This is a genomic window from Phaeobacter sp. HF9A, from assembly GCF_011806385.1.
Taxonomy (GTDB): Bacteria; Pseudomonadota; Alphaproteobacteria; order Rhodobacterales; family Rhodobacteraceae; genus Epibacterium.
Map to the genome: position 1 here is coordinate 1 of NZ_JAATOX010000186.1, position 5,453 is coordinate 5,453.

Consider the following 5,453-nt stretch of genomic DNA (forward strand, 5'->3'; position numbering starts at 1 on the left):
CGTGAAGCCGATCCAGGTCGCAGCTTAACGCGCAAACACCACGCAAAATGACAAAGGGCGCCCATCGGGCGCCCTAATTCTGTTAGCCACAGTCCATAAAGAGCCTTTCGGAGCTCAGCGATCCCTGACCGAAAAAGCAATCAATGCAAAAGGATCAATGCGTCCAGGGGCCGCGCCGATTGGTGGCGAAGTTGTCACCATAGCCGCCGGGGCGCACATTCGGCTTGCGGGTCTTGGGTTCTTGTACCTCGGCCTGGATGCCGTGGTCCTTGGCGTATTCCAGTGCCTCTTCCTTGCTGTCAAAGCGCAGCTTGACCTGGCTTTGGGTGTCCGAAGACGACGTCCAGCCCATCAAGGGGTCCACCTCACGCGCGCTTGCAGGGGCGTATTCCAGCACCCATTTCCGCGTTTTGGCCATGCCAGAGGTCATGGCGTTTCGTGCTGGCCGGTAAATCCGCGCGCGCATGGCTGTCTCCTCGAGAAGATTCCTTTGCCCCTATATGCGACGTCCGCGCGCGCGCAGCAAGATCGCAAATGTCGCGTATTGTTTGGGGGTTGCGCCCGCGCCACCCTGCCCCGCTGCGATCCCGGCCGCAGTCGATGTTTGACTTGCCCCTTGAAGTGGAACAAAAAGTGACCAACTCTGACATCCTGCCCGACGAAGGAGTCGCAGATGCCCTATGCCCATTCCGACAAATCCCTGCCGATGATGGCCGACCGCGCCCCCGAACGGCGTGAAAAGCTGGAAGGCGGCAAGAAATTCGTGATGCACACCGCCTTTTCGCCCGCCGGCGACCAGCCCACGGCCATCGCCGAGCTGAGCGCAGGTGTGCTGAGCGGAGAACGGGATCAGGTGCTTCTGGGCGCGACCGGCACCGGCAAGACCTTCACCATGGCCAAGGTCATTGAGGAAACACAGCGCCCGGCGATCATTCTGGCCCCCAACAAAACCCTGGCGGCGCAGCTTTATGGCGAGTTCAAAGGCTTCTTTCCGGAAAACGCCGTCGAATATTTCGTGTCCTTTTACGACTACTACCAGCCCGAAGCCTATGTGCCGCGTTCGGACACCTATATCGAGAAGGAAAGCATGATCAACGAGCAGATCGACCGGATGCGCCACTCGGCCACCCGGGCGCTCTTGGAACGCGACGACGTGATCATTATTGCCTCGGTGTCCTGTATCTACGGCATCGGCTCGGTCGAGACCTATTCTGCGATGACGCAGGATCTGATTGTCGGGCAGGACTACGACCAGCGTCAGATCATGGCCGATCTGGTCGCCCAGCAATACAAGCGCAATGATCAGGCGTTCCAGCGCGGCTGTTTCCGGGTGCGCGGCGACACGCTGGAGATCTTCCCCGCCCACCTTGAGGACCGCGCCTGGAAGCTGTCGTTTTTTGGCGAAGAGCTGGAGAGCATCACCGAATTCGACCCGCTCACCGGCGAGCGCACCGGCACATTCGAGAAAATCCGCGTCTATGCGAATTCGCACTATGTGACGCCAAAACCGACGCTCAATCAGGCGGTGATCGAGATCAAGAAGGAGCTGCGCCAGCGGCTGGATGTGCTGACCAGCGAGGGCAAGCTTCTGGAAGCGCAACGACTGGAACAGCGCTGCAATTTTGATATCGAAATGCTGGAGGCCGCCGGCCATTGCAACGGGATCGAGAATTACTCGCGCTATCTGACCGGGCGCGCACCCGGCGAGCCGCCCCCGACCCTGTTCGAGTTCATCCCCGACAATGCCATTGTTTTTGCAGATGAATCCCATGTCTCCGTGCCCCAGATCGGCGGTATGTACAAAGGCGACTTTCGGCGCAAATCCACGCTTGCCGAACATGGCTTCCGTCTGCCCTCCTGCATGGACAACCGGCCGCTGAAGTTCGAGGAATGGGACGCCATGCGCCCGCAGTCGGTCTTTGTCTCCGCCACGCCTTCGGCCTGGGAGCTGGAACAGGCGGGTGGTGTGTTCTCCGAACAGGTGATCCGCCCCACCGGCCTTCTGGACCCTCAGGTGGAGATCCGCCCGGTCGATATGCAGGTGGATGACCTGCTGGATGAAATCCGCAGCGTCTCGGCGCGCGGCTATCGCACCCTTGCCACCGTTCTGACCAAGCGCATGGCGGAGGATCTGACCGAATACCTGCACGAACAGGGCATCAAGGTGCGCTATATGCACTCTGATATCGACACGCTGGAACGCATCGAAATCCTGCGCGACCTGCGGCTTGGCGCCTTTGACGTGCTGGTCGGGATCAACCTTTTGCGCGAGGGGCTCGATATTCCCGAATGCGGGCTGGTGGCGATTCTGGATGCGGACAAGGAGGGTTTCCTGCGCTCGGAAACCTCGCTCATTCAGACCATTGGCCGCGCGGCGCGAAACGCCGACGGCAAGGTGATCATGTATGCCGACCGCATCACCGGCTCGATGGAGCGCGCGATCGGCGAGACCAACCGCCGCCGCGAAAAACAGATCGCCTATAACGAGGAACACGGCATCACCCCAGAAACCGTGCGCAAGAACGTCGATGACGTGCTGGCCGGGCTTTACGAGGGCGACACCGACATGTCGCGCGTCACCGCCACGGTCGATAAACCCCTGCACGGCGCCAATTTCGAGGCGCATCTCGACGGGCTGCGCGCCCAGATGCGCGCCGCGGCGGAGAACCTGGAATTCGAGGAAGCCGCCCGCCTGCGCGACGAGGTCAAGCGGCTGGAGGCGGTGGATCTCGCCATCTCCGACGACCCGCTGGCCCGCCAATCCGCCGTCGAGGCCGCCGCCGAACAAGCCACCAAAACCCGAGGCCGCTCCACCGCAGGCCGCGCGGGGCAACGTGGTGGCAATGTGAAACGTCGGGGGCGGTAGCGGGACAGCCCCTGCGCTGCGCAACCAGAAAGGGCCGAGAGCGCGTTTTCTGGCCTGAAAACCTGAGGTTGCTATCGAATAACACAGCGCTTTGTGCTGTTATCACTCTGACGCCGATGTTTCTTTGCCATAGGTTGCCCCCATGTTGCCCCGCGCTGTTCTCCTTCTTCCTGCCCTGGCTGTGCTCGCCGCCTGCGCCACCCCGCAAGAGCGCTGTATTCGCGAGGGGGCGCGGGAACAGGCCCGCTTGCTGGAGGAGATCAAGACTGCCGAGGGCAATATCGCAAGGGGCTATGCGATCCATCGCCAGACCGTGCCCGAAATTGTGTATCAGAGCTGCCCCAGGCTGCACGATGGCAAGGTCGTGGGCTATTATCCCTGTCCCGAAACCTATTACCGCACCATCGAGACCCCGGTTTCGATCAATATCGGCGAAGAACGTAAGAAACTGCGTGGCCTCAAGGACGCCCTGCCCGGCGCCCAGCGGCGCGCGCAGGAGACGGCGGCGCAATGTCGTGCCGATTTTCCCGAATAGCACCGCCCGGCGCTGCCGTGCCGCTGCCTCACAAAGGATACCCGCATGATCCGGTATATGATCGCCCTGACCCTGGCCCTGACCACCTGGATGCACGCGGCGCAGGAGGCCGAGGCCAAAGGCAGTTTCAGCGGCCGTCCCGGCTGGAACCTGCGCCTGAACGACGATACCACCGATCAGCTCGCGGCGCAGCTGAAACAGGATTTCCGCCGCTGCCAGGCCAACCCCAAGATCTATCGCTATGACTGCTACCGCCGCAGCTATCGCACCGGCGCCCAGAGCCTGCGGGGCAGCAGCGAATATGCCCCGATCGCCAAGGCTCTGGCACTGGTGGAACGTCGCATCGGCGCGGTGGTGGAGGCCAATCTCGACCCCTCCCAGCCCAAGCTGAACGAGGCGCTCTTTGTGAATCACCGTGCCGTCAAACCCGAGGCCCTGCCGCAGATCAAACAGGCCACCATCGCCGCGATGGAAGAGGCCACAACCCTGTTGCTGCGCACCCCGGACAACACGCAACAGAAGCATTTTCAACGCATCGCGGCGGTGATCCAATCGAACAAGGTGCTGCTGCGCTCTGCCCTGCTGGAGCTGCCCAGGACGCTTGTCCGGGTTGCGCAGCTCTGGTCGCTGCCGCAGCTGCCCCTGCGCGGCTAGACCGGCCCGATCACGTCCCGGCTCCGGCCCCGTTTATCCTCCTTTTCCTAGGGCGGCCGCCTTAGTCGAAGGTCGCAACCACGTCATACATGACCGGCTCAAAGCTGCGGCAGAGGGTGTTCAGAACCCGGTTGCGCTTGCGCATCTCCTCGGTGCGCAGCATCGCCATGAAATCCTCGCGCCGCTGCCACTGCGAATAATTGGCGATCCGGGTCTGGGCGTCATTCACATGCAGCCCCGCCGCGATGAACCCCGGCTGATGCGATATGAACGCCGCATAGGCATCCTCCAGCGCGTCCAGGAGATCCTGACAGGTCCCCGGCGTGACCTCAAAGGTGGTGATCACCGTTTGTGCATCCGTGTTCTTTGTAATGGTCGGCATGGGGTCCTCCTTCGCATCCTTCCTCTGAGACTATGCCAACCCGCTTGAATGTCGACAGGAAACTAATCTACCCTGAGCAGAATGAAACAGGGTCAGGGCACGTTGTGCGCAAATTCGCTGCCTTTCTTTTCCTGGCCCTGATCGGGCAAGCGCCGCCCGCATCGGCAAGCCCGTGGCTGGAAGCGCATCGGCACGGGTTTCTGTCCACCTCGGGGCGGGCACGGGGATCTGGGCAGGAGTTCAGCGCCTATGGGGCCTATGGGCTCACCCCCCGCCTCAGCCTCGGCTTTGATATCCATCAAAGCACGGATGCGGGCTTTCGCAGCGCCCATGCGCTGGCATTTGCCCGCCTGCCCCTGCGCCAGTCAGACCGGGGCTGGCAGCTGGCGGCTGAAGTCATGGTCGGCACCACGCAGAGCGCGGGCCAATTGTAGGGAAGGAACACAGCCAGCCTTGCGGAAGGGCGCGGCATCTCCCGAGGCACGCAGAGCGGCTGGGTCTCCTTTGATCTCAGCCGGGACTGGTATCGCGGCACAGGTTCGGGCGCTTGGAAGCTCGACAGCACCCTGGGGCTGCACGCAACCGGCAAGCGGCTGGCGCCGCTGTTGCAGGTGGAGCTCTATCAACCGGACCGGGGCGAGCTGGCCTGGAAGCTCCTGCCCGCCCTGCGCTATGCGCTCTCCGAGCAGCGCGAGGTGATCGCGGGGGTGGAGCTGCGCTCCTTTGGTGCGCATCGGGTCGGGCTGCGGCTGGAGCTCTGGCAGAGGTTCTAACCCGGCCCGCGCGCTGGCAGGCCCGCCGCCACGCCTCTCCCCCGCACGAGAACCCCGCCTGCCCCGCTGTGCGGTCTGTCACCATTCAGCGTTGATAGGGTCTGCGCTTAGGCTGCGCCCTTCCATGTGACCGGGGTGACGTAGATGATGCTGTCATCCACCCCGACCATCACCTCGCCATCCTGCACATTGACCTGGAGCTTCATGGTGCGGCTGGCCAGCCCGGCCAGCGCGCCGGTGTCC

7 protein-coding genes and 1 pseudogene are annotated in these 5,453 nt (G+C 62.7%); 5 read left to right on the top strand and 3 right to left on the bottom strand.

Annotated elements, in window-relative coordinates; translation table 11 throughout:
• Positions 1 to 154 precede the first annotated feature (154 nt).
• Complete coding sequence (locus tag HCZ87_RS19650; RefSeq protein WP_167646645.1) at positions 155 to 466, bottom strand: ETC complex I subunit; 312 nt, start codon at positions 464 to 466, stop codon at positions 155 to 157.
• 207 nt (positions 467 to 673) lie between these two features.
• On the opposite strand from HCZ87_RS19650, the gene uvrB reads away from it, so the two are divergent.
• The 3 genes from uvrB (at position 674) to HCZ87_RS19665 (ending at position 4,055) form a co-directional block, all read left to right on the top strand.
• Entirely contained in the window at positions 674 to 2,866 is a 2,193-nt protein-coding gene (gene uvrB, locus HCZ87_RS19655; RefSeq protein ID WP_167646647.1) for an excinuclease ABC subunit UvrB, read from the top strand.
• A gap of 142 nt (positions 2,867 to 3,008) precedes the next feature.
• A complete protein-coding gene (locus tag HCZ87_RS19660; RefSeq protein WP_254868709.1) occupies positions 3,009 to 3,401 on the top strand; it encodes a hypothetical protein in 393 nt (130 codons plus the stop codon).
• Between the two features lie 45 nt (positions 3,402 to 3,446).
• A complete protein-coding gene (locus HCZ87_RS19665; protein ID WP_167646649.1) occupies positions 3,447 to 4,055 on the top strand; it encodes a hypothetical protein in 609 nt (202 codons plus the stop codon).
• Between the two features lie 61 nt (positions 4,056 to 4,116).
• On the opposite strand, the gene HCZ87_RS19670 is transcribed toward HCZ87_RS19665, so the two are convergent.
• A complete protein-coding gene (locus HCZ87_RS19670; protein ID WP_167646651.1) occupies positions 4,117 to 4,437 on the bottom strand; it encodes an antibiotic biosynthesis monooxygenase in 321 nt (106 codons plus the stop codon).
• Between the two features lie 104 nt (positions 4,438 to 4,541).
• Here HCZ87_RS19670 and HCZ87_RS21135 point away from each other — a divergent pair, with 104 nt between their 5' ends.
• Positions 4,542 to 4,871 (top strand): hypothetical protein, encoded by a 330-nt coding sequence (locus tag HCZ87_RS21135; RefSeq protein ID WP_254868710.1) that lies wholly within the window; start codon positions 4,542 to 4,544, stop codon positions 4,869 to 4,871.
• Between the two features lie 171 nt (positions 4,872 to 5,042).
• Positions 5,043 to 5,210 (top strand): hypothetical protein, encoded by a 168-nt coding sequence (locus tag HCZ87_RS21140; protein WP_254868711.1) that lies wholly within the window; start codon positions 5,043 to 5,045, stop codon positions 5,208 to 5,210.
• Positions 5,211 to 5,317: 107 nt separating this feature from the next.
• Here the strand turns inward: HCZ87_RS21140 and HCZ87_RS21145 are convergent.
• A pseudogene (locus HCZ87_RS21145) lies at positions 5,318 to 5,453 on the bottom strand (YaeQ family protein); the annotation flags it as partial.

Bases quoted from the DNA above. Each gene is read 5' to 3' on its own strand.
- HCZ87_RS19650 (WP_167646645.1), bottom strand. From the start codon at position 466: ATGCGCGCGCGGATTTACCGGCCAGCACGAAACGCCATGACCTCTGGC.
- uvrB (WP_167646647.1), top strand. From the start codon at position 674: ATGCCCTATGCCCATTCCGACAAATCCCTGCCGATGATGGCCGACCGC.
- HCZ87_RS19660 (WP_254868709.1), top strand. From the start codon at position 3,009: ATGTTGCCCCGCGCTGTTCTCCTTCTTCCTGCCCTGGCTGTGCTCGCC.
- HCZ87_RS19665 (WP_167646649.1), top strand. From the start codon at position 3,447: ATGATCCGGTATATGATCGCCCTGACCCTGGCCCTGACCACCTGGATG.
- HCZ87_RS19670 (WP_167646651.1), bottom strand. From the start codon at position 4,437: ATGCCGACCATTACAAAGAACACGGATGCACAAACGGTGATCACCACC.